The organism is Bacillus sp. LQ01 (genome assembly GCF_057624735.1).
This window is the reverse complement of the sequence record NZ_JBYEZL010000002.1, coordinates 825,799-845,993: the sequence shown is the minus strand read 5'-3', so window position 1 is coordinate 845,993 and position 20,195 is coordinate 825,799. Positions and strand designations below refer to the sequence as shown.

Genomic DNA, 20,195 nt, shown 5'->3' with positions numbered 1-20,195 from the left:
ATTACGCCTCCATTACTAATAATTGTGGGTCATTCAATAGACGTTTAATTTGGTTTAACGCTTTTTGAGCAGTTGCACCGTCAATTAAACGATGGTCAAAGCTTAGAGATAATGCTAATACTGGAGCTGCAACGATCTCACCGTTTTTCACAACTGGTTTTTCAGCGATACGGCCGATACCAAGGATTGCTACTTCTGGGTGGTTGATAACTGGAGTGAACCATTGTCCACCTGCAGAACCAATGTTTGTAATTGTGCAAGAAGCACCTTTCATTTCAGCTGGAGCTAGACGACCTTCACGTGCTTTACCAGCAAGATCATTGATCTCGTTAGAGATTGTGAAGATAGACTTACGATCTGTATCTTTAACAACTGGTACTAATAGACCTTTGTCTGTATCAGCTGCGATACCGATGTTGAAGTAATGTTTATGAACTACTTCTTGAGATGCATCGTCTAAAGAAGTGTTTAACATTGGGTATTCACGTAATGCAGATGTTAAAGCTTTAACAACGTACGGAAGGTAAGTTAATTTAATACCTTTGTCAGCTGCTACTGCTTTGAACTTCTTACGGTGAGCAACAAGTTCTGTTACATCTACTTCGTCCATTAATGTTACGTGAGGAGCTGTGTGTTTAGAGTTAACCATTGCTTTCGCAATCGCTTTACGGATACCACTCATTTTCTCACGAGTTTCTGGATATTCACCAGCTGGGATTGGTTGTGCTTTTGGTGCTTCTTCTTTCGCTGCTGCTGGAGTAGCTTCTACTGCTGCTGGAGCCTCAGTTGCTGCTACAGTTTGTCCACCATTTGCAAATGCATCGATGTCAGCTTTTACGATACGGCCATTCTTACCAGTACCAGCTACTTTATGAATGTCTACACCTTTTTCACGAGCGTATTTACGAACAGATGGCATAGCAATTACGCGCTCATTTACTACTTCTGCAGTTGCTGCTGGAGTAGCTTCCGCTGCTGGAGCTTCTACTGCTGCTTCTTCAGCTTTTGGAGCTTCATCATGATCGTCACCTTTAAATTTAAGGTTTTCGTATCCAGGAGCATCAAATTTAATTAATGTATCTCCTACGATTGCAACTGTTCCTTCTTCTACAAGTACTTCAAGTACTTTACCTTTAACAGGAGAAGGGATTTCTACTACTGCTTTATCATTTTGTACTTCAAGAAGTACATCGTCTTCGTTTACTTCATCGCCTGGTTTAATAAACCATTTTACGATTTCACCTTCGTGGATACCTTCACCGATATCTGGTAGTTTAAATTCAAATGCCACGGAATTCAGCCCCCTGATTCATTTCATTATTATGGAATATGTACAAAAGAAACCAGCATGTGCTGATTTCTTTTGCACATGAAAAGCTAAAAATTAGAAGTTCATTACTTTGTTTACAGCTTCAACAATATCTTTGTGGTTTGGTAACCATACGCTCTCTGCTTGAGAGAATGGGAATACTGTATCAGCAGCTGCAACACGTACAACTGGAGCTTCTAAGTTTAAGATTGCACGGTCGTTAATTTCCGCTACAACGTTAGCTGCAATACCAGCTTGTTTTTGAGCTTCTTGAACTACAACTACGCGACCTGTTTTTTCAACAGAAGCGATGATTGTTTCGATATCTAATGGTTGAACTGTACGTAAGTCAACAACCTCTAAAGAGATACCTTCTTTTTCAAGTTCTTCAGCAGCTTTTAATGCAGCGTGAACCATAGCACCGTAAGCGATAACAGATACATCTGTACCTTCACGTTTGATATCAGCTTTACCTAAATCAATTGTGTAATCACCTTCTGGTACCTCTTGACGGAATGAACGGTACAATTTCATATGCTCTAAGTAGATAACTGGATCGTTGTCACGAATCGCAGAGATTAAAAGACCTTTAGCATCGTATGGAGTAGATGGAATAACAACTTTTAGACCAGGTTGTTGAGCCACTAATCCTTCTAAGCTATCAGCATGTAGTTCAGGAGTATGAACACCACCACCGAATGGAGAACGAACTGTTACTGGAGCAGTCCAACGTCCACCAGAACGGTAACGCATACGAGCTAATTGACCAGAAATTGAATCCATTACTTCATAAACGAAACCGAAGAATTGGATCTCTGGAACTGGACGGAATCCTTCAAGTGCAAGACCAACTGCAAGTCCACCAATACCAGACTCTGCAAGTGGAGTATCCATTACACGATCTTCACCAAATTCAGCTTGTAAACCTTCAGTAGCACGGAATACACCGCCGTTTACACCAACGTCTTCACCAAATACAAGTACGTTAGGGTCATTTTTCATTTCAACGCGTAAAGCATCAGTGATTGCTTGAATCATTGTCATTTGAGCCATGGCTTACTTCGACTCCTTTTCTTTGTAGATTTCATATTGTTCAGCTAAGTTGTAAGGCATTTTTTCGTACATGATTTCCATTAAATCAGTTACTTTTTGTTTTGGAGCTTGGTCAGCCTTAGCAATTGCTTGTTTGATATCTTCTTTTGCTTCTTCGATTACTGTCTCTTCAACTTCTTGAGACCATAGGCCTTTAGCTTCTAAGAACTTACGGAAGCGTACGATTGGGTCTTTTTGTTCCCATTCGTTTTCGATATCTTTTGTACGGTAACGAGTTGGGTCATCACCAGCCATTGTATGTGGACCGTAACGGAATGTTAAAGTCTCGATTAAAGTAGGGCCTTCGCCATTTACTGCGCGCTCACGAGCAAAAGCAGTTGCTGCGTATACAGCTAATGGATCCATACCGTCTACTTGAATTCCGTAAATACCTGCTGCTACTGCTTTTTGTGCTACAGTTTTAGCTGCAGATTGCTTTTCTACTGGAGTAGAGATTGCATAACGGTTGTTTTGAACAACGAAGATTGCTGGAGCTTTGAATGCACCTGCAAAGTTCATACCTTCGTAGAAGTCACCTTGTGAAGCACCACCGTCACCAGTGTAAGTAATTGCAACAGATTTTTTACCACGTAGTTTCATACCTAACGCAACACCAGCAGTTTGGATGATTTGCGCACCGATAATAATCTGTGGAGCTAATGCATTTACATTCTCAGGCATTTGGTTACCCATGAAGTGTCCACGAGAGAATAAGAATGCTTGGTATAATGGTAATCCGTGCCATACTAATTGTGGTACATCACGGTATCCTGGTAAGATGAAGTCTTCTGCTTCAAGTGCGAAATGACTTGCTAATTGAGAAGCTTCTTGTCCAGCTGTAGGTGCGTAGAAACCTAAACGTCCTTGACGGTTTAAAGAAATAGAACGTTGATCTAATACGCGAGTATACACCATACGACGCATTAATTCTTTTAATTGATCATCAGATAATTCAGGCATAGCTGCTTCATTCACAACTTCACCGTTTTCATTTAAAATTTGTAATGTTTCAAATTGAGCTGCGATAGCTTTCATTTGCTCATCAACATTAAATAGGGTCTTTTTTGTTTTAGTACCCATTCCGTTCACCTCTTCCTCTCTTGAACCATATTCTGAAACGCTTTCACTGGCTATTTTCCAGTTTAAAAAGCGCAACGATGTAAACCAACATGTTTGTATGTCGGTTGAGAATAATTTTGTGTACCTAACAATCTGTACTAATGTTTTTTCAGAAACATATTAATACAATCTTGATCACGTTTTTTAGTTTACAACTATTCTAATTACGATGTCAATTACTTTGAATACGTTTTTTTATAAATAATATGCAGGTTTCTACTACACAAACGTGTTTTTATTTTTTACATCTGTATTAGTAAGCATTGACCTACTGTTATATTATTCCCTTTTTCACTTATTTTTTCTCTTAGAATAATATGTAAACGATTTAATTCTCTTTAGTTTTTCTCTCTTCGTAACAAAAATATACAAACTACTCTTCCTTTTTTAGGTAAATACCTATACATTTCTACCCTCTCTTCCATACATTATAGTAACCGCAGTATTAGCGGGAAATGATAAAGGAGGTCATCTCATGTACGGATACTCATATTGCTATCCAACTTGTTCATATCCTTCCTACGGTTATGGCGGTTCTTGTGGCGGGTCTGGACGCGGCTTCGCCTTAATCGTTGTGTTGTTTATTCTTTTAATTATCGTTGGTGCTGCTTGCATTCGCTAATGTAAAACGAAACAACTATGGAAAGAAAAAGACGGCTTTGCCGTCTTTTTCTTTTTATCACATACATAACTACTCTATAATAGAACAATTTCCAAAATGCCTTCCCTTTCTTGCCGATGACTTTTTCCATCTCCTTTGGTAGACTAAAGAGGAAAGGAGAGATTACATATGCTTACAATGAAAGATGTTATTCGCGAAGGAGATCCTATTTTGCGCAACGTTGCAGAAGAGGTGTCATTACCGGCAAGCGAAGAAGATACAACTACCTTAAAAGAAATGATTGAATTCGTAATAAATAGCCAAGATCCTGAAATGGCTGAAAAATATAGTTTACGCCCTGGAATCGGATTAGCGGCTCCGCAAATCGGTGTTTCAAAAAAAATGATTGCAGTTCATGTAACCGATGCGGATGGTACATTATATAGCCATGCATTATTCAATCCAAAAATCATTAGCCATTCTGTTGAACGTACATATTTACAGGGTGGTGAAGGCTGTCTGTCTGTAGACCGCGAAGTACCTGGTTATGTTCCTCGTTATACAAGAATTACAGTAAAAGCAACTTCTATTAACGGAGAAGAAGTAAAATTACGTTTAAAAGGTTTACCAGCAATCGTATTCCAACACGAGATTGATCATTTAAATGGCGTTATGTTCTATGACCATATCAATAAAGAAAATCCTTTTGCCGCTCCTAATGATTCCAAACCTCTAGAGCGATAATAATAAAAAGGCGGAAGTTAATCTTCCGCCTTTTTATTATGAAATGGGTTCCATATTCACTTATAGCAATCCAGCCCACTTTAGTCCATGATATATACCGTCTTCATTAACATCCTTTGTCACATGATTTGCAAGTTTTTTCAAGTCTTCATGGCCATTTCCCATCACAATACCTGTGCCAACGGCTTCGATCATTTCTAAATCATTTAAGCCATCTCCAAATGCATACACTTGATCACGATTAAAACCTAACTTTTCAATGTATTTCTCAATTCCTTTTGCCTTAGAACCACCATTCGGAATGATATCCATTGAATATGCATGCCAACGAATAAAATGAAAATCTGGATAATGATTAATAAACTTTTCCTCTTCATTTACTTCACAAAAAAGTAGTGTTTGATAAATATTACGTTCCTCATAAAAATTAGGCTCATATGCTGGATGCTCAAAGTTTAAGCTTCCAAAGCCTTCTTTCACATAATCATGATATTCCACTGATGCTCTCATATCTTGATGGTCAAGATATACAAGTGGATATCCTTCTTGTTTTGCAAACTGAGTAAACCTATGTAAAGCATCTGGATGTAACGGATTATTAAATATTACCTCATCTTCAAAGACAACATATTGTCCATTAAAACTAACATAATTATGTATATTAAGTTCCCTGCGAATATCTTCGAACATAAATGGCGCGCGCCCTGTCGCAATTGCTACATGTACACCTTTTTCTTGTAACTGTTTTACTGCATCTCGTGTAGATTGCGGAATTTTTTTATCATGATCTAATAATGTTCCATCAATATCAAAAAAGACAATTTTATCATTCATTTGTCAAAATCCTTTCTGGGACTCTATATTCCTATTTTGAATATCACTTTTCAAATTCTAAAAAAAAGTATAACATATTAAACATCTGTGAAGAAAGCGTTCCCTTTCTGACCTTATTTGTAAACTTTGCATATATATATTAGTAAAACATGTAGATACTTGTTCGGATGAATTTTCTTTTCCATTCTTCCTCATACTATACCTATAACTAACGGCTACTGATCGTTACTATAGAATAACTTTCACTGTATGGGAAAGGACAAGATTCACCATTCACTTTTGTCCTATCTCTTATATCAGAGATAGAGTTTTCACTAGTAATAGGCATGTTTAAAATAAGGAAAGGAAGGAGTAATCATGCTGAAGAAGCTGAAGAAAAAGCTCAAGCGTTATTTAAACGGTCTAGTCCGTAAAAAGACAATCGCTTAAATTGTGCCCATTTCGGGCTTTTTCTTCATTCTCATTCGAAAAAACATGAAAATCGTGACTGTTTGCTTTATAATAAGTAACAGATAATGCAAAACATAGACAAGGAGAGGTTTTCCAAATGATTTTTAAAGTATTTTATCAAGAAAAATTAACTGAGGTTCCAGTACGTGAAAATACAAAAGTTTTATATTTAGAGGCTACGTCTGAAAAGGATGTTCGTACAAAGTTAAATAAGTTCGCATATAATATCGAGTTTGTTCAGTCTGTTACTGGCGCTCATCTTGAATATGAAAAAGAAAACGCTGATTTAACATTAGCGGAAATCGTATAGCGATATGAAATTTCTAAAAAACGACCAAGTTGCTGTATTTGCTCTCGGTGGGCTTGGTGAAATCGGTAAAAATACATACGCTGTTCAATTTCAAGATGAAATTATTATAATTGATGCTGGAATTAAATTTCCAGAGGACGAACTTCTCGGGATCGATTATGTAATACCAGACTACACTTATTTTGTGCGAAACGAAGATAAAATTAAAGGGTTATTCATTACACATGGTCACGAAGATCATATCGGCGGAATCCCTTACCTATTACGTCAAGTGAACATTCCGATTTACGGCGGAAAATTAGCAATTGCACTCATCAAAAACAAATTAGAAGAACACGGCTTACTTCGTAAAGCAAAACTTTACGAGATTCAAGAAGATGACGTTATTAAATTCAAAAAAACGTCTGTATCCTTCTTCCGTACAACTCACAGTATTCCAGATTCGTACGGCGTTGTTGTGAAAACACCTCAAGGTCAAGTTGTTCATACAGGTGACTTCAAATTTGACTTCACACCAGTTGGTGAACCAGCTGATTTAACAAAAATGGCTGAAATCGGTAAAGATGGCGTACTATGTCTATTATCTGATAGTACGAACAGTGAAGTTCCAAACTTTACTATGTCTGAGCGTCGCGTTGGTGATAGCATTCAAGACATTTTCCGTAAAGTAGAAGGACGGATTATATTCGCAACCTTTGCATCAAATATCCACCGCTTACAACAAGTTGTTGAAGCTGCTGTTGAAAACAACCGTAAAGTAGCTGTGTTTGGTCGAAGTATGGAAGCAGCGATTGAAATTGGACAAAACCTTGGTTATATTCGTTGCCCGAAAGATACATTCATAGATGCATCTCAACTAAACCGCTTACCAGCTAATAAAGTTGTTATTTTATGTACAGGTAGTCAAGGTGAACCGATGGCAGCACTTTCACGTATTGCAAATGGTACACACCGCCAAATTCAAATTATTCCTGGAGATACAGTTGTTTTCTCTTCTTCACCAATTCCAGGAAATACAATTAGCGTAAGTCGTACAATTAACATGTTGTACCGCGCTGGCGCTGATGTAATTCACGGGAAACTTTCAAATATCCATACAAGTGGACACGGTGGACAAGAAGAACAAAAGTTAATGTTACGTCTAATTAAACCGAAGTACTTCATGCCAATTCATGGTGAATATCGTATGCAGCGTATGCACATGAACATAGCAAATGATTGTGGCATCCCTGAAGAAAATTGCTTCATTATGGATAATGGCGATGTTCTTGCTTTACGTTCGGATGAAGCTAGCGTAGCTGGAAAAATCCCATCTGGTTCGGTCTACATTGATGGAAACGGTATTGGAGATATTGGCAATATCGTATTACGCGATCGTCGTATCCTTTCTGAAGAAGGACTTGTAATTGTAGTTGTAAGCATTGATATGAAAGAATTTAAAGTTGCAGCAGGACCTGATATCATCTCACGCGGTTTCGTTTACATGCGTGAAAGCAGCGATTTAATCAATGATGCACAAACATTAATTACAACTCATTTAGAAAAAGTAATGGAGCGTAAAACAACACAATGGTCTGAAATTAAAAATGAAATTACAGACACATTAGCCCCATTCCTATATGAGAAAACGAAACGTCGTCCAATGATTTTACCAATCATTATGGAAATATAAGAAAAAGGACAATGCCATGAAGGCATTGTCCTTTTCTTTTCTCTTATCTTAAAAAGTGTTTAAATCGATCCACTTCATCGTCATGACCAATGACAATTAATATATCTCCTGCTTGAATATTCTCCGTAGCTCGAGGGGATACGATAACTTCTTTGCCTCGTTTAATTGCTACAATATTCAATCCAAACTTCGCACGAATATCTAATTCAATTAAAGAGTGCCCATCAATTTTTTTATTCGCAATAATCTCTACAATACTATGCTCATCTGAAAGCTCAAGGTAGTCTAGCACATTGCTTGATGCAATATTATTAGCAATCCTTTTTCCCATATCACGTTCTGGATGCACAATATGATCTGCACCTATTTTACTTAACACTTTTTCATGATAATCATTTTGAGCTTTTACAGTAATATTTTTTACACCCAACTCTTTCAAAATCAAAGTCGTTAAAATACTTGAATTTAAATTATCTCCAATAGCAACGACTACGTGATCAAAATTTCGAATACCAAGGCTTTTTAATACCATCTCATCTGTTGAATCTGCAATTACAGCATGCGAAGCTATATTTGCAAATTCATTAATTTTATCCTCATCTGAATCGATTGCCATTACTTCCATACCTAATTGAGCTAGTTCTCGACAAATACTTCCACCAAAGCGACCAAGTCCAATGACAGCAAATTCTTTTTCTTTCTCACCCACAAGAATTCCTCCAATAACTTCAAGTACTATTTATTTTCAGTGTAACACACTTTATATGCGTCACAAAAACTATGATTAGCTCTTATTTTTGTTTTTGTATATAAAAATATTGTTGCAAGTAAAAAGCGATACCAACAAGTAGCATAGCAAATACAAATATATTTCCAAAAGAACTAAATGTTTCAAAAACGAATAATAATGTTTCTTGACCAAAAAAGGCAAATAGAAGCTGTGTGAATGCAAATAACAACGCCCATATGTAATGATGTTGATGGAATAAATAATGCGTTGCACCTAAAAAAGCAATAAACGAAAAGATAAAGATCCACCAATTTTCTAAAAATAGTTGCCAATTAGAAAATTGATATCCATTTACTAATATCGCAATAAGCGCGATAACTGCCATCGTCGGCACACTCCAAAATAATGCCCGTCCTCTAAAGAAACGAGTGCCTTTAACATCTCCTTTTTCATGTGCAATATATGTTAGTACTACTGTGCTTATATACAAAACAGAAAGAATTGTTAAAACGATAATAAGCCAAAAATGTAATTGATAATATTCATGCTCTATATTTGTCACGATTGCAGCTAACATGCACGGAATTAACATTCCCGTCCAACCATCTACTTTTCTTTCATTCCAAAAGACCGTATTACCAATCCTTATTCCTAACAACATAAAAATAATGATACCCAATACAAATAACGTAGTTTTATTCCCTACTAAACTCGTTGAGAAAGCAATTAATCCAATAAATAAAAAGAGCACAAACCCATTCATAATTTCTAGTACAGGTGATAAATATCTCTTCACCCATTTGTATGTTTCGTCATATTCATTATTATCTACTAGACGATAGGCATAAAAACTTATCCCAAAATAAACCGCCGCAATAATAACATACGCATATAAGACGAAACATAAAATCGCACTGCTAATTTGCACGTAATTCCCCACCCTTTTTTCTATGTTTCACATTGATTTTACACACTTTTCATACTAAAAGTAAACATATATAAGTTAGTCAAATAATTAATAATGAGCAGTGGCTAAACCCCCTGCTCATTATTAAAACAGTACAATTAACTTTAATTCTTCCATTTGTATGTAAATGTCTAAAATCAATCTATACGAGCGTTACTTACACCTCAGAACAAAAAGTTATTTGGAACCTTCAAGAGAGCGGAAGTTTTATTTTCTATTCCCTTTCCACTTTACATATTGGCTTAAAAATGTGATTGCCTTTTCAATCACTTCTTCGTCTGGTTTTAATTTTGCATGATGTAAACCATATTCTGAATTTACTCCAAGCCAAAACATAAATCCAGGGATTTCTCGAAGCATATAACCAAAATCTTCACCCGTCATTGCCTCAGTACATGTAATAACATTCATATCAGTTTGTTTATGTACAAATTCCATAAACTCTCTTGTTAACTCTTCATGGTTATATACTTGATGATACATTGCTCCGTAATCTATAATCGCCTCACACTGGAAAGAAGCTTCGATACCTGTAACAATTGACTCAATTCTGCTTTTCACACGCTTCATTGATTCCACTGATAATGTTCGAATCGTTCCTTCTAAACGAGATTTTTCTGCAATAATATTTTGAACCGTACCACCTGTAATTTTCCCGATTGTAATTACTGCACTATCAAGAGGATTTACATTGCGACTAATAACGGATTGAAGCTGTGTAACAAGGTGACTCGCTGCAACAATCATGTCATTTGCAGTATGCGGATAGGCAGCATGGCCACCTTTCCCTTTTAAATCAATATATAATTCTGAAGTATTGGCAAATAACAGTCCTTCTTTCGTTGCAATTGTCCCCACAGCGTATTCTGGTGCAATATGAAGACCAAGAATTATATTTGGTTTCCATTCTTTTAACTCTTCACTTTCTAACATAGGAAGAGCACCGCCTGGTCCTTCTTCTGCTGGCTGGAATAGAAATACAAGGTCATCATCTATTCTTTCGCTCACAGCTTTCGTTAGAAGGCCTAAACCGATTGTTGTATGTACATCATGGCCACATGCATGCATCATTCCTTCATGAATAGAAGCAAACTCGTATCCAGTTTCCTCTGTAATTGGTAAACCGTCTATATCTGCACGATAACCTATTATTTTTTCGGGATTTTTTCCATTTACTTTAACGATTACACCCGTTTTCCATGTCTTCACTTCCACAAATTCATGAGAAAGTGTTCCTATATAATCTAAAATATACTGTTGTGTTTTCCATTCCTTAAATCCGATTTCTGGAATTCTATGTAAATCTCTACGAATTTGGATAAATTTGCTTACTGTCATTTTTGCACCTCTATCTATAAAAAGCGTAAGAGCCCATTTACGCTCTTACGCTTTTTTTACTTTTTATTTCTCTGGGTTTAATTGACGAAGCTCTTGTTTAATTTCTGTTTTTGCTTTTGTCTTCTCATCAATTTCTTTAATTACACGTGCTGGAGTACCTGCAACAACTGTGTATGGAGGCACATCTTCTGTTACAACAGCTCCTGCTGCTACGACTGCACCTTTCCCTACTGTAACACCCTCTAAAACAACCACGTTTGCACCGATTACTACATCATCTTCAACGATAACTGGTTTTGCAGAAGGTGGCTCAATAACACCTGCAAGTACAGCACCTGCACCTACGTGACAGTTTTTACCGACTGTTGCACGTCCACCAAGTACTGCGTTCATGTCGATCATAGAACCTTCACCAATTACAGCACCAATGTTAATTGTTGCATTCATCATAATTACAGCGTTGTCACCAATTTCAACATGGTCACGAATAATAGCACCTGGCTCGATGCGAGCTTTAATACCTTTTAAATCAAGCATCGGGATTGCAGAATTACGACGATCGTTTTCTACAACGTAGTCAACGATGTGCTTATTATTCTCATCAAGAATTGTCTTAATTTCAGACCATTCTCCGAATAATACACCTGACTTTTTATTCACAAATGCTTGTACTGTTTCAGGGAATGTTACTTCTTTTAAATCCCCTTTTATGTATACCTTTACAGGAGTTTTCTTTTCACTTTTTTGAATAAACGAAATAATTTCGTTAGCGTCCATCATTTTCATTCTTGTTGCCTCCTAAATCCATTTATAATGTTACTCTACCAAACGAAAGAGCGAGTAGCAAGATAATAATCTTATTTTTCCCTTTGAATTTCTTCTATAATTTCTAAAAATGCTTGTACTTGCTTCAACTGCCTTGCCGAGTCACTTGTTAACAACCATGTTTCTCTCGTCAGTTGAACAGGTGTTTTATACATATTTTCCTGTACTTCCTTTAAAACAGTAGAAGGTAAAAGGGCATAACCTATACCATTTAAAACAAGTTGTTTACATGTTTCAATTTGGTCAACTACAATCGTTCGCTTAGGCGGATTAGAAAATAAACCATACCACCAATTTTGTATTTGTCCATAATAAGTCGAATCACTTTTAAATTGAATGAACGGCCTATTTGTTTCTTTTAACATCGAAATATCTTTTATTTCTTTATCAACTAAATACAGTTCATCTTCAAATAATTGTTGCTTCTGACCTTTATATTCTTGTGTTCCCCTCAGTATAGCAACATGAACGTCTCCTTCATAAAACTGCTTTTGCACTTCACTACTCCATCCAGTAAACAGCGATATCTTGACAGAAGGATATTTATGCACAAACTTTTTCAAAACAGGAGGGAGCCAATATTGACCAATAACTGATGCAACAGCTATTTTTAACGTTCCATGAGTTTCCGTTCTGAAAACAGCTAGCTCACTTTTTATATCTTCTTCCCTTTGCAACATTTCTTTAGCATAATTTGCAACTTTTTCCCCTTCAGGTGTAATTGTCAATCCTTTTTGTGAGCGAATAAAAAACTTCATTCCCCATTGTTTCTCCATAGATTGTAATCGTTGACTCAGCGCAGGTTGGGAAACAAATAAACGTTCCGCCGCTTTTCTCATATTTGATTCCTGAGCTAACACAACCATCATTTGAAAATCATCAATTTGCAACTTTCTCCCTCTTTCCTTAGCTTCCATACACCTTATTTCAATAAGCTTTTCATCCTTAATTTACCCGAATGCTTTCATTCAGAAAATACAATTGTCCAGCGCAAACTTTCCTTATGTTTTATGTCTTTTTAAATATAATACATACACAAGTGATATGCACGAAAAAAAAGTGACTTCTTCGTTTCTATGAAGTCACTTTTCTTACGTTATCGATTATGTTGCCTTACTTTCTTATTCAACAATTTTAAAATAGCCCGACGTGTTAAAATCCCCTCAAAATAGCCTTCTTCATTAACAGCGCAAATAAAAGGATGATCAATTGTCATTTCTAAAGCTTTTGCAAATGAATCGTCTAATTTAAGAACAGGTATATCTTCTTTCATCACCTGCTCTACTTTCATATCATCGAGTCTTTCAAACTCAATACGTTCTAATCCTAACATACCATCTAATATCATGGCAGTACTAATCAAACCATGTAGTTTATACATTGGATCTAAGACAGGTATCGCCGAATATCCAGATTTCACAAGAACGAGTAAAGCATGTTCTAAACTATTTCCAATTTGGACATGAGCTACTTTTTCCGATGAAATCATTAAATCCTTCACAAGAATTTGTTGAAATTCGTCTTTCGGAATACTAATCATATTACATCCCCCATTTTCCCTTTTTCCTGCTTATGTTCACAACTCTATTCACATTTTATGACAGCGTTTTCATATTATTATTTTGTCCTAAATTTATTTCAATAAAAATACAATCACACAGCTATTTTAGCATACAGCACAAAAAAAAGACTACCATTCCGGTAGCGCTTAATACCCTTTATTTTTTAATCTGTAAAATAACCTTGTGATTTTTTTATATTGCATCACATCTGTCTGTTTCAAACCATTCTCAATATCTGTAAGTTCCACAGCTAAAATTTCACTTGCGTAATTTTGCTGAAATAAAATATCTAGTAGTAAACTTTCTTCTTCCTTCGTTAAAACAACTTCCCTTTGCATATACCCCTCTCCTTACACTCGCATCGTTACTCTTATTATATAAAAAATTCAACCTATTTAATAGATGTAATATTCAGTTTTTATTAAAAGATATATAGCAATCGTATACATACAAAAAAATCATTTCGTATATCGATTTGCATAGCTAAACGCCGCATAAGCATCTGGCTTAATTTTTGCAGTTAATCCCATCGCTCGAATTTTTTCTGTCATATCTAAAATAAATTCTTTTGTTAAACCATCATTCCCAATGTCTAAATGAATTTCCATTATGAATCCAGCACCATCTTGAGCATAAGGATGCAATAACTCCCATATTGTTTGTATATGAGTAGGCGTAAATAGACATGCGATTTCTTGACTAAACTGCGTTTCTAAATATATTTTCTCACGTAAGGTTGCCGGCTTATCTTTTACTGATCTATGGTGTAAACAGCCCCAGGCACCTTTTCCAACACGATGAATATGGATTGCTGTAATAAACCTCGTATCCTTTTGATGCGCTTGTGAGTCTGTCCCAATGGATAATCGATATAAATTTCGCGGATCCTTTTCAATGAAACTACAAATACGGTTAAAGACCATATCAAAATTTAAATGTCTCTCTGAAACATTGTAAAATTTATGTGCACCGTCCACAGAGTCACGTCCTTTCAATTAGACAGACTTTTCGTATTCTCATTGTATGGGACAAAAACTAAAATTATAACTTCCTATCCTTTATTCGTTTCAATATTTCGAATTACAAAGTGACAAACTTGGCACGTATAAATTACATTTTGATTAGATTGAGCCGTTAATACATGAATAATCTCAGCAGAACTTTGACAATTAGGACAAATCACAACTGGTAAACGTTCCATACGATAACCTCCTAGTTATATTTCTCCCGCTATTTGCAGAACCCAGCGATTGTGAGAAGTTTAGCTTCACATATTCACCCGGTTGACGGGACTCATTTTCCACATGGATAAGCAAACTTGCACGGATTAAAATTTCATTTTAATACCATTGTAGGAAAAATAAAAAACTTCTATACATTCCACTAGAAAGTAATAGAACTAAAAAAGGTACTGCCACATGGCAGTACCTTTTTTATATGTATCAAGAAATGATATCGTAAATCTCAATTGCAACCATGTCGATATTATCGAATTGATACACTTGAGGTTTTTCACCTTGTTGATACACTTCTAACTCATACATTTCACTTTTATCGAAAAATTTCACGCTACATTTGCGCTCACCGTTCACTTCAAAATAGCGTTGTGCTACTTCACCGCTTTCAGCTTGTTCTTGTAGACTAACAAGTCGAGTTAAAATTCCTTGGAGTAGAGACATGAAATCTCTCCTTTCTCTGATCTTCCTACCAATAGGTTTTACAGCTATACTCATTCTATCCGTCATAACAGAAAAAATGTTCCACACTCTAGGATAAAGGTTATTGGCCAGAAACTCAACTAAAAATTTGTCGAAATGCGAAGGAAAAAACAGAAAGAACATATTTCCCCTTCTTTATTGCGGTTTTTATACTGGAAGAATATAATAAAAAACAGAAAAAAGGAGGAATAACAATGAAAAAAATTGAGGTTTATACACAACCCGATTGTCCGCCCTGTGTTATTGTGAAAGAATTTTTGAAGCATAATAACGTTGCATATGAAGAATTTGACGTAAAAAAAGACGCTGCTGCTCGCAATCGTCTTTTATACGACTATGATTCTTATTCAACTCCAACAGTCGTAATTGATGGCGAAGTAGTTGCAGGGTTTCAAATTGAAAAGTTACAACAACTACTCAATATAGAATAGGAATAGGTAAATACCTATTCCTATTCTTATCCCGCTATTTGTGGGTAGTAAAACTCCTACCCCAAATTTAGCTACAGCAAAGAAGTTAGATGGAAGAGTAATCCCTCCCACTGATTAAAAGTTTCACTTTATAATTGTTGCAACCTTTTTATTTCAGTTAAAAGTTCCTGACTTTCATGATATCCTGCTAGCTTCCATTTATCTTGATCCCTTTTCAATGTTACAATTTGATACTGTCCACTTTTTGTCCGCTCATATACATATAAATTTTTATGTTCTTCATCATACGACATTTTCGTTTCTGAATTAAAAGAAAACGGTGCTTCTTTTGCCGGAAGTAAATATTCACCACTTTGTTTATCACTTCTGCTATTTTCATCTGTAAATACTTGAAGGAAATTATCTGTAAAATACGGTGATAACGTCTCTATCATCTTATTCATCGGCAAATGCTTCCCACGAATTGAAAACTGGGTTTCATAGCCTTTTTGTATCGTTGTAAATACTTCTTTCCGATCGACTTCCACTTCCTCTTTTCCTAAAACAGTCGTAACACTATAACCAACTAGAAAGGCAACACATACAAATAGAACAAGCCATATTCCATATTTCCTCATTTTTTCACCTTCCTTTTAAAAGAACTTGTCTTTGTAGTATTCATTGTAACAATGATTATGCAAAGACAGGACAGATTTCGTTCGTAAAATCTTTACAACGATAGACAGCATTTTCATCACCATTTTCACTATTACCAATTTATGATAAAAACAAACAAAAAATGCACGAATCTCTTCGTGCATTAAAATAAAACATCTTCTTCATATAAATATTCATAAGATAAATCTATAAATAAAAAGTTGTCATCATCAATCGGGAAAGAAAATGTTCGTACCATTTCTCCCGTTTCAATATCTGCATATAAATCTGAAAGCCTCGCCTTATTCTCAAAACGCATTTTCATGATATTCTCGAGAAAATACGGGCGCCAACTCCAGTTCTTCATATAATAATCCGGCATCACAATCCATTCTCCATCTTTTTTCATAACATTTCCTGATTGTTGGAAACCATCTTCATTACAAATAAATATACGAAAACTACACTGTGATACACTTTGACTAAATTGTAATAACCAATCATTTATATCTTCATTCTTTTTTTGTTTTGATAAAACATCGCCAATGCGATCGCGTAACATCTCTGTTAAATTATAAATTTTTTGTAACTTCTTCTTTTCATGCTGAATAAACTGATGACATTCATTACCTAGTCGCTCTTTCAAAACATTCGTTTCAATAAAATCAGGTAAACATTCTTTCAAATAATTACCTTGATAATATCTTCCGCCGTTCTTCCAAGCATATTGCAGTTGATAAAAAGCATCTATTTCTTCATATAACAAAGTTGCACCAATTCTTCTAGCAAGTAATGATAAAGAATATAAAATATCTTGATAAGATTGTAAAAGTGCTGTTTGCCTTAAGTTCGTTAAATCTACTTTTAAAATATCAGGTGCTAACACGCTAATACGCTCTAAATTACTTGTGCCCGTTCCGACTTTATTAATCGAAATTTGAATACCATATGTACGATAATACATAAGCAAATGATTAAATTGCTCTATATCTTCTTTACATTCATGTTCTGTAATCTCTAAAACAATTTGTTTTAAATTTAAACCTTGTTCTTCATACCTCAATAAAAGTTGAAGCAAGCTTTCATCATCATCATTCATTAATACATTAGCATTCCGATGTATAAATAATAATAATTTTTGATCGCTTTCTAAATAACGATTTAAAGCTTTTTCTACTATAATATTATCCGCTTCCAGTTGAAATTCACTTGGAATCGAATCATCGTGAAAGAAAGAAGCTAAACTTTGTATGCCCTCTTCTGTTTGAATACGTCCTACTACTTCGTATCCAATTACAGTATGCTCATCAGCACTAAAAATAGCTTGATAATAAGGAAGGACTTTATCCAAGTTACTCATTACATCTAATGCATCTATCAACGTGCTTCCCTCCCTTTACTTTTCAAAAATTATAACATGATATTTACGGAAAAATAATAAAAAATCCCTTCAGTTTTCCTGAAGGGATTAGAGGGGTAAAATGCTAAGGGGAATTAGCAATTCTACTATGAAGAAAAAAGAGGTCTTAAATATAACGTATATATGACCTCTTGTAAACACTTTTCTTTCATATGTCACAATTCCGTCACATTTAGCCATAAAAAAATGAATCAAATATTCATTTTTTTATCCCTTTTAAAATGGATATTGATGTAAATGTTGTCCTCCATCCATTGTCATGCAAGTTCCATTTATGTACGCAGCTTCATCTGAACATAAATAATAAGCTAGACCAGCGATTTCTTCTGGCGTACCCAGCCTTCCAAGCGGAACACTTTGTATCGTACGTTTAGCCATTTCTTCTGAAATCCATAATTTATCAGCACCGCCCGTACGTTCAATTGGTCCTGGCGCGATAGCGTTAACTCGTATTCCATATTTACGTCCCCACTCAACAGCGAGCGTCTTCGTCATCGCTAATACTCCTGCCTTCGCTGCAGCCGAATGAATAACTCCTGGACCAGCATCCCATGCATATGTTGCTACCATGTTAATGATATTCCCTTTTATACCTTTTTCAATCCAATATTTTCCGACAGCATGACTACAGTAAAACGTACCGTTTAATACAATATTAATGACTGAATTCCAGCCATTCACAGATAAATCTTCTGCTGGACAAATAAAGTTTCCAGCTGCATTATTTATTAAAACATCAATTCTACCAAACTTCTCATCAATCTGTTCAATCATTTTCTGAATGTCATCCGTATTTCTTACATCCATTTGTACAGGTAATACTTGCCCTGGAAATTGTTCAATTTCCAACTTTGTTTCCTCTAGTTTTTCCTTTGTACGTCCTGTAATAACAACTCGTGCCCCTTCTTTTGCAAAACGAGTCGCCATTCCTTTTCCCATTCCACTCGATCCACCTGTTATAATAACTACCTTTTCTTTCACATACATCCCCTCCAAAAAATGAATACACATTCATTTTATCACTTTATTTAATAGAAATCTTTATATTTTTAAACTTTTCTGATATTTTAGCGTAAAGAACTTTCTTTTTATTCATTTTTTTTCGTAATCTATACTACTTTTTATTATGTAAAGTATATTTTAAATAAACTGAAAGGAGATTTGAGTAGCCTATAAATGGAATGAAAACATTGAGGTATACTCATATTTTTATGAAGCACATTACAAGAAGAAATTTTTTAAAAATTGGTATGCGTACTTGTCTCTATTCATTTATAACCAGTAGCATCGGATACTACTATGCTAAATATATAGAGCCCCATTTCATTTCTTTTACACAGCACACATTAAAATCACAACTCATCCCAAAAAGTTTTCATGGTATGAAAATTCTTCAATTCAGCGATTTACATCTCGGATACTATTTCTCGCTTCAACATTTATCTAAAGTTGTTTCTAAAATTAATGCTGTAAATCCAGATATTGTCCTTTTTACCGGAGATCTCATTGATAATTATCAAACGTATACTGACACTCCTTTCGTTGCATCCATTTTAAAAAATATACAAGCCCCCTTTGGTAAATTCGCTATTTATGGTAACCATGATCACGGTGGATATGGAACTGAATACTATGAGCACATCATGCGTGAATCAGGATTTGAGCTATTGCTCAATAGTGAAAAAAGAATTCATCTAATGGATAATAGTGAAATTTCTATTTTCGGTCTCGATGATATACTATTAGGCAAACCAAAAATAGAGAAAACATTAGAGCATGCACGGCAAAGTACTTATAACATTGTTCTTGTTCACGAACCAGATATCGCGCCCAAAGTTTCTAAATATCCAATCAACTTGCAACTTTCTGGTCATAGTCACGGCGGACAAGTACAAATTCCTTTTTTAGGAGCTATTATTACACCTTCACTCGCCAAAGACTATATTGAAGGCTTCTATACAATTCAGGATTTAACTCTCTATGTCAATCGAGGCCTGGGAAGAACACGTGTCCCATTTCGCTTTATGTCAAAACCTGAAATCACAATTTTCACACTCCAACATTCGTAATAATTCGCCTATTTTCTTACATATCCTTTCTTGTACGCGCTCATCCACGTTTTGTTTACCATATGATAAAAGTGAGTCCAATAAAGGAGGTATGTTCATGTATCCATATTATCAACCAATTCCAGTCCGTTCAGCACCTATTGGTCCAGTAGGCGACTCACGCTTCTTCCCGTTTTTTGGCGTTCCCTTTCTAGCTGGAATTGCTGGTGGATTGCTCGGCGGAGCATTAGCTTTCGGCCCTAGACCATTTTATCCACCTTATCCACCACCTTTCCCGCCGCCAGCACCTTATCCTTGTTACGGTGGACCATGTCAGCAACCATACTATTACTAAGTTAAAATAACGATTCTTTCAAATATTATTCTCT

Annotated in this window: 24 protein-coding genes; 7 read left to right on the top strand and 17 right to left on the bottom strand. The window is 35.5% G+C overall.

The window, feature by feature from the left end:
* Position 1: 1 nt before the first annotated feature.
* From pdhC to pdhA, 3 genes are all read right to left on the bottom strand, one after another.
* Positions 2-1,291, bottom strand: coding sequence for a pyruvate dehydrogenase complex dihydrolipoyllysine-residue acetyltransferase (gene pdhC / locus AC22L0_RS16890; RefSeq protein ID WP_000863419.1), 1,290 nt, complete (start codon positions 1,289-1,291; stop codon positions 2-4).
* Positions 1,292-1,384: 93 nt separating this feature from the next.
* Positions 1,385-2,362 (bottom strand): pyruvate dehydrogenase complex E1 component subunit beta, encoded by a 978-nt coding sequence (pdhB, locus tag AC22L0_RS16885; protein WP_000068168.1) that lies wholly within the window; start codon positions 2,360-2,362, stop codon positions 1,385-1,387.
* A gap of 3 nt (positions 2,363-2,365) precedes the next feature.
* A complete protein-coding gene (pdhA, locus tag AC22L0_RS16880; protein WP_000536895.1) occupies positions 2,366-3,481 on the bottom strand; it encodes a pyruvate dehydrogenase E1 component subunit alpha in 1,116 nt (371 codons plus the stop codon).
* Positions 3,482-3,995: 514 nt separating this feature from the next.
* On the opposite strand from pdhA, the gene AC22L0_RS16875 reads away from it, so the two are divergent.
* Both AC22L0_RS16875 and def read left to right on the top strand, forming a co-directional pair.
* Positions 3,996-4,142: a YjcZ family sporulation protein gene (locus AC22L0_RS16875; RefSeq protein ID WP_000274562.1), complete on the top strand. Its 147-nt coding sequence runs from the start codon at positions 3,996-3,998 to the stop codon at positions 4,140-4,142.
* Positions 4,143-4,310: 168 nt separating this feature from the next.
* Positions 4,311-4,865 carry a peptide deformylase gene (gene def / locus AC22L0_RS16870; RefSeq protein ID WP_000957049.1) on the top strand — a complete coding sequence of 185 codons (555 nt, stop codon included), beginning with the start codon at positions 4,311-4,313 and terminating at the stop codon, positions 4,863-4,865.
* A 60-nt stretch (positions 4,866-4,925) separates the two neighbouring features.
* Here def and AC22L0_RS16865 read toward each other — a convergent pair whose 3' ends face one another.
* Positions 4,926-5,699: a Cof-type HAD-IIB family hydrolase gene (locus AC22L0_RS16865; RefSeq protein WP_000998279.1), complete on the bottom strand. Its 774-nt coding sequence runs from the start codon at positions 5,697-5,699 to the stop codon at positions 4,926-4,928.
* Between the two features lie 547 nt (positions 5,700-6,246).
* Between AC22L0_RS16865 and AC22L0_RS16860 the strand changes: the two genes are divergently transcribed.
* Both AC22L0_RS16860 and rnjA read left to right on the top strand, forming a co-directional pair.
* Entirely contained in the window at positions 6,247-6,459 is a 213-nt protein-coding gene (locus AC22L0_RS16860; protein WP_000576435.1) for a DNA-dependent RNA polymerase subunit epsilon, read from the top strand.
* Positions 6,460-6,463: 4 nt separating this feature from the next.
* Positions 6,464-8,131, top strand: coding sequence for a ribonuclease J1 (gene rnjA, locus AC22L0_RS16855; protein WP_000670377.1), 1,668 nt, complete (start codon positions 6,464-6,466; stop codon positions 8,129-8,131).
* Positions 8,132-8,174: 43 nt separating this feature from the next.
* Here rnjA and AC22L0_RS16850 read toward each other — a convergent pair whose 3' ends face one another.
* From AC22L0_RS16850 to AC22L0_RS16805, 10 genes are all read right to left on the bottom strand, one after another.
* Entirely contained in the window at positions 8,175-8,840 is a 666-nt protein-coding gene (locus tag AC22L0_RS16850) for a potassium channel family protein (protein WP_000504032.1), read from the bottom strand.
* A gap of 82 nt (positions 8,841-8,922) precedes the next feature.
* The gene (locus tag AC22L0_RS16845; protein ID WP_001167321.1) at positions 8,923-9,789 is read right to left on the bottom strand and encodes a cytochrome c oxidase assembly protein; all 867 of its coding nucleotides are present in this window, start codon (positions 9,787-9,789) and stop codon (positions 8,923-8,925) included.
* 246 nt (positions 9,790-10,035) lie between these two features.
* Positions 10,036-11,166, bottom strand: a complete 1,131-nt coding sequence (locus AC22L0_RS16840; protein WP_087967385.1) for an N-acetyldiaminopimelate deacetylase — start codon at positions 11,164-11,166, stop codon at positions 10,036-10,038.
* 63 nt (positions 11,167-11,229) lie between these two features.
* Complete coding sequence (gene dapD / locus AC22L0_RS16835) at positions 11,230-11,952, bottom strand: 2,3,4,5-tetrahydropyridine-2,6-dicarboxylate N-acetyltransferase (RefSeq protein WP_000783241.1); 723 nt, start codon at positions 11,950-11,952, stop codon at positions 11,230-11,232.
* Positions 11,953-12,023: 71 nt separating this feature from the next.
* The gene (gene ccpC, locus AC22L0_RS16830; protein WP_001987174.1) at positions 12,024-12,908 is read right to left on the bottom strand and encodes a transcriptional regulator CcpC; all 885 of its coding nucleotides are present in this window, start codon (positions 12,906-12,908) and stop codon (positions 12,024-12,026) included.
* A gap of 179 nt (positions 12,909-13,087) precedes the next feature.
* Entirely contained in the window at positions 13,088-13,531 is a 444-nt protein-coding gene (gene cbpB, locus AC22L0_RS16825) for a cyclic-di-AMP-binding protein CbpB (RefSeq protein WP_000623579.1), read from the bottom strand.
* Positions 13,532-13,699: 168 nt separating this feature from the next.
* Positions 13,700-13,891 carry an antirepressor AbbA gene (gene abbA / locus AC22L0_RS16820; protein ID WP_001188692.1) on the bottom strand — a complete coding sequence of 64 codons (192 nt, stop codon included), beginning with the start codon at positions 13,889-13,891 and terminating at the stop codon, positions 13,700-13,702.
* Positions 13,892-14,011: 120 nt separating this feature from the next.
* Positions 14,012-14,530: a ribonuclease H-like YkuK family protein gene (locus AC22L0_RS16815; protein ID WP_000348489.1), complete on the bottom strand. Its 519-nt coding sequence runs from the start codon at positions 14,528-14,530 to the stop codon at positions 14,012-14,014.
* A gap of 74 nt (positions 14,531-14,604) precedes the next feature.
* The gene (locus AC22L0_RS16810) at positions 14,605-14,754 is read right to left on the bottom strand and encodes a hypothetical protein (protein ID WP_000440540.1); all 150 of its coding nucleotides are present in this window, start codon (positions 14,752-14,754) and stop codon (positions 14,605-14,607) included.
* A 241-nt stretch (positions 14,755-14,995) separates the two neighbouring features.
* Positions 14,996-15,232 (bottom strand): YkuJ family protein, encoded by a 237-nt coding sequence (locus AC22L0_RS16805; RefSeq protein WP_000055151.1) that lies wholly within the window; start codon positions 15,230-15,232, stop codon positions 14,996-14,998.
* 233 nt (positions 15,233-15,465) lie between these two features.
* Between AC22L0_RS16805 and AC22L0_RS16800 the strand changes: the two genes are divergently transcribed.
* Positions 15,466-15,702, top strand: a complete 237-nt coding sequence (locus tag AC22L0_RS16800) for a glutaredoxin family protein (protein WP_000717875.1) — start codon at positions 15,466-15,468, stop codon at positions 15,700-15,702.
* A gap of 128 nt (positions 15,703-15,830) precedes the next feature.
* On the opposite strand, the gene AC22L0_RS16795 is transcribed toward AC22L0_RS16800, so the two are convergent.
* From AC22L0_RS16795 to fadH, 3 genes are all read right to left on the bottom strand, one after another.
* Complete coding sequence (locus AC22L0_RS16795) at positions 15,831-16,319, bottom strand: DUF3993 domain-containing protein (RefSeq protein ID WP_001233804.1); 489 nt, start codon at positions 16,317-16,319, stop codon at positions 15,831-15,833.
* A 182-nt stretch (positions 16,320-16,501) separates the two neighbouring features.
* Positions 16,502-17,719 (bottom strand): EAL domain-containing protein, encoded by a 1,218-nt coding sequence (locus AC22L0_RS16790; protein ID WP_000564306.1) that lies wholly within the window; start codon positions 17,717-17,719, stop codon positions 16,502-16,504.
* Between the two features lie 255 nt (positions 17,720-17,974).
* On the bottom strand, positions 17,975-18,739 hold the full coding sequence (gene fadH / locus AC22L0_RS16785) for a 2,4-dienoyl-CoA reductase (protein ID WP_000660913.1): 765 nt from the start codon (positions 18,737-18,739) through the stop codon (positions 17,975-17,977).
* A gap of 230 nt (positions 18,740-18,969) precedes the next feature.
* Between fadH and AC22L0_RS16780 the strand changes: the two genes are divergently transcribed.
* Together AC22L0_RS16780 and AC22L0_RS16775 are read left to right on the top strand one after the other, a co-directional pair.
* A complete protein-coding gene (locus AC22L0_RS16780) occupies positions 18,970-19,827 on the top strand; it encodes a metallophosphoesterase (protein WP_033667426.1) in 858 nt (285 codons plus the stop codon).
* Between the two features lie 97 nt (positions 19,828-19,924).
* On the top strand, positions 19,925-20,161 hold the full coding sequence (locus AC22L0_RS16775) for a hypothetical protein (protein ID WP_000283738.1): 237 nt from the start codon (positions 19,925-19,927) through the stop codon (positions 20,159-20,161).
* Positions 20,162-20,195: the final 34 nt, after the last annotated feature.

What these genes read in the sequence shown, in the direction of transcription:
- dapD (WP_000783241.1), bottom strand. Translation starts at nt 11,952, where the DNA reads ATGAAAATGATGGACGCTAACGAAATTATTTCGTTTATTCAAAAAAGT.
- pdhA (WP_000536895.1), bottom strand. Translation starts at nt 3,481, where the DNA reads ATGGGTACTAAAACAAAAAAGACCCTATTTAATGTTGATGAGCAAATG.
- AC22L0_RS16865 (WP_000998279.1), bottom strand. Translation starts at nt 5,699, where the DNA reads ATGAATGATAAAATTGTCTTTTTTGATATTGATGGAACATTATTAGAT.
- ccpC (WP_001987174.1), bottom strand. Translation starts at nt 12,908, where the DNA reads ATGGAAGCTAAGGAAAGAGGGAGAAAGTTGCAAATTGATGATTTTCAA.
- abbA (WP_001188692.1), bottom strand. Translation starts at nt 13,891, where the DNA reads ATGCAAAGGGAAGTTGTTTTAACGAAGGAAGAAGAAAGTTTACTACTA.
- rnjA (WP_000670377.1), top strand. Translation starts at nt 6,464, where the DNA reads ATGAAATTTCTAAAAAACGACCAAGTTGCTGTATTTGCTCTCGGTGGG.
- AC22L0_RS16860 (WP_000576435.1), top strand. Translation starts at nt 6,247, where the DNA reads ATGATTTTTAAAGTATTTTATCAAGAAAAATTAACTGAGGTTCCAGTA.
- AC22L0_RS16805 (WP_000055151.1), bottom strand. Translation starts at nt 15,232, where the DNA reads ATGTCTCTACTCCAAGGAATTTTAACTCGACTTGTTAGTCTACAAGAA.
- AC22L0_RS16810 (WP_000440540.1), bottom strand. Translation starts at nt 14,754, where the DNA reads ATGGAACGTTTACCAGTTGTGATTTGTCCTAATTGTCAAAGTTCTGCT.
- AC22L0_RS16840 (WP_087967385.1), bottom strand. Translation starts at nt 11,166, where the DNA reads ATGACAGTAAGCAAATTTATCCAAATTCGTAGAGATTTACATAGAATT.
- AC22L0_RS16780 (WP_033667426.1), top strand. Translation starts at nt 18,970, where the DNA reads ATGAAGCACATTACAAGAAGAAATTTTTTAAAAATTGGTATGCGTACT.
- AC22L0_RS16875 (WP_000274562.1), top strand. Translation starts at nt 3,996, where the DNA reads ATGTACGGATACTCATATTGCTATCCAACTTGTTCATATCCTTCCTAC.
- AC22L0_RS16795 (WP_001233804.1), bottom strand. Translation starts at nt 16,319, where the DNA reads ATGAGGAAATATGGAATATGGCTTGTTCTATTTGTATGTGTTGCCTTT.
- def (WP_000957049.1), top strand. Translation starts at nt 4,311, where the DNA reads ATGCTTACAATGAAAGATGTTATTCGCGAAGGAGATCCTATTTTGCGC.
- pdhB (WP_000068168.1), bottom strand. Translation starts at nt 2,362, where the DNA reads ATGGCTCAAATGACAATGATTCAAGCAATCACTGATGCTTTACGCGTT.
- AC22L0_RS16775 (WP_000283738.1), top strand. Translation starts at nt 19,925, where the DNA reads ATGTATCCATATTATCAACCAATTCCAGTCCGTTCAGCACCTATTGGT.
- AC22L0_RS16800 (WP_000717875.1), top strand. Translation starts at nt 15,466, where the DNA reads ATGAAAAAAATTGAGGTTTATACACAACCCGATTGTCCGCCCTGTGTT.
- cbpB (WP_000623579.1), bottom strand. Translation starts at nt 13,531, where the DNA reads ATGATTAGTATTCCGAAAGACGAATTTCAACAAATTCTTGTGAAGGAT.